The organism is Pedobacter polysacchareus (assembly GCF_019802255.1).
Classification (GTDB): Bacteria; Bacteroidota; Bacteroidia; order Sphingobacteriales; family Sphingobacteriaceae; genus Pedobacter; species Pedobacter polysacchareus.
The window spans coordinates 1-2519 of the sequence record NZ_JAHYSS010000016.1 but is presented as its reverse complement, the minus strand read 5'-3'; the positions used below and the strand labels follow the sequence as shown (position 1 = coordinate 2519).

The window sequence follows — 2519 nt, the reverse complement described above, 5'->3', positions numbered from 1 at the left end:
GAATGAGTATTGTGCGCCCGTAAAGGTTTTGTAATGAATGTCTCTTTGGCAAGAGACTAGACTAGGTTCCAAGTCTACTCCCGATCGACTTATCTGGAGGGGAAACCCAATAGGGAGTGTAGCATGTCGGTTGCAGCATGGCCGCTTTAATTGCCAAAAGCGAGTGCATCGCTGGGGAGAAAGGCAGACACAAGGATGAAGCCTATACTGGTTTAACGATAGTTCAGTGGGGCATGTTGAATCTGTGACGAAAGGCAGTTGTATTGTCACACCGTAGCTCTCTCATTTGTTAGGTACTCAATGAGAGCATAGAACGTTGCTACGGCACAACCGCAATAAGCGGAGAAAAGAACGAAAGTCGCATCCGACAGTCTGTCGCGCTAACAGTCATTACGAAACTAAACGGGGATTTCCTAAGTCGGGATGCCCATTTTTTTCAAAAGGGCTATGTATGAAGATACTGAATACCCGATATGGAAACGGAGCTTCCGTAGTAGTCCGAGCAGGGTAACACCCTGTACATGGCGAAGGGAAGCAGTTGTCAACTTAATACAAACTAAGGAAAACGTGTGAGACGTATGAGAGATCCAGAGCAAGTATTAAACGCTTTATGCGAACATAGCAAAGATTCGGGTTACCGTTACCAAAGGCTCTACCGAATTCTGTTTAACGAGGAAATGTTCTTCATTGCCTATCAGCGTAAATATGCCAATCAAGGTAATATGACGCCGGGCGCCGACGGCAGAACCGTCGATAGAATGAGCGTTGACCGCATTCAGAAACTTGTGGCAAGTCTGAGAGACGAATCGTATCAGCCTTATCCTGCCCGTCGGGTATATATACCTAAAAAGAATGGAAAGAATCGCCCGTTGGGCATTCCATCTTTTGAGGATAAACTCGTGCAGGAAGTGGTACATATGATTCTGAAAGCCATCTATGAGGGGCAATTTGAAGACTCTTCACATGGTTTCCGGCCCAACAGAAGCTGCCACACGGCATTAAGGGATGTTAAGGTTACATTCAAGGGAACACGATGGTTCATTGAGGGCGATATCAAAGGCTTCTTTGACAATATCAACCACAATGTAATGATCGATATCCTCAGAGAACGTATCTCTGATGATCGTTTCCTGCGTTTAATCCGTAAGTTCCTGAATGCTGGCTATATTGAGAACTGGACATACAACAATACCTACTCAGGAACACCGCAAGGCGGAATTATTAGTCCTATCCTGGCTAACATCTACCTTGACAAGTTCGACAAGTATGTAAAACAGTATGCAGAAAGTTTCAATAAAGGCAAAGCACGTAGACTAACCACTGAGTATCAGCGTAACCGGAATCAGAGAAATGCATTACGATGGAAACTGGAAGCAGAAACGGATGAAAACCGCAAAGCTGAACTGAAAGTGAAAATGGACGAAATGCGTAAGCAAATGTTGGATATTCCACCAACAAGGGACATCGACGACACGTTCAAAAGATTGAAGTACATAAGGTATGCTGATGACTTCCTCATCGGAGTAATCGGCAGCAAGGGAGAATGTGAGAAAATCAAAGCTGATATTACGACTTTCATGAGTGAAAAACTCAATTTGGAAATGTCTGAAGAGAAGACTTTGATTACCAGCGCACAAGAACCCGCAAAATTCCTTGGATATGAAATCAATGCACGCCGGTCTATGGACCACACGCGTACACGATGTGGACTACAGCGCCGTCCCTGGTCAGGAACAATTGTCTTAAATTTATCTTACGAAACCGTACTTAAGCGACTTCAATCCTATAATGCTGTGCTTATCACACAAGTAAATAGGAAACAAACGCTTAAACCATCGTCTCGCAAGTATATGGTGAATAGGCAAGATGCAGATATCATGGCGCAATACAATCTTGAATTGCGGGGATTCTACAACTACTATTCCATCGCAGACAATATCAGCTATCGGGGATGGAAGTTCAATTACTTCATGAAATATAGCATGCTCAAAACGCTCGGACGTAAGCACAAAAGAACCGTCGGACAAATACTAGAAAAGTATAAAGACGGGACGGATGTGGTCATCCCCTACAGGGATAATAAAGGCAACGGGAAACAAAGAGTGTGGTATAATGGTGGATTCAGATGTAAACCCTTCACAGACATCTACGAGGACAATCACTACGACAAGACACCCAACACCATGTATCTCCCTGCCCCCACACTTGTGGAAAGGCTCAAAGAGAGAAAGTGTGAACTATGCGGTGTAATGGGAGACCTCGTGATGCATCACGTACGTAACATCAATCAGCTTAAAGCTGACACCAGATGGAATGCAGTGATGATCAAACGCCATCGTAAAACCCTCGCAGTCTGTCACGATTGTGATGCATTAATCCATAAAAGCTATGACAAGTAAAGTTATGTTGACAATGGAGAGCCGTATACATGGAGACATGTACGTACGGTTCGGGGGCGGGTTAGCAGAAACTTACCACCGCAAGGTGGCAAAGCGCTGTTGGCCTAGCCTACTAAAGGA

At 44.5% G+C, this 2519-nt stretch carries 1 protein-coding gene; it reads left to right on the top strand.

Features of this window, described 5'->3' with window-relative positions; genetic code table 11:
- Positions 1-578: 578 nt before the first annotated feature.
- On the top strand, positions 579-2399 hold the full coding sequence (locus tag K7X70_RS24340; RefSeq protein WP_222539522.1) for a reverse transcriptase/maturase family protein: 1821 nt from the start codon (positions 579-581) through the stop codon (positions 2397-2399).
- Positions 2400-2519: the final 120 nt, after the last annotated feature.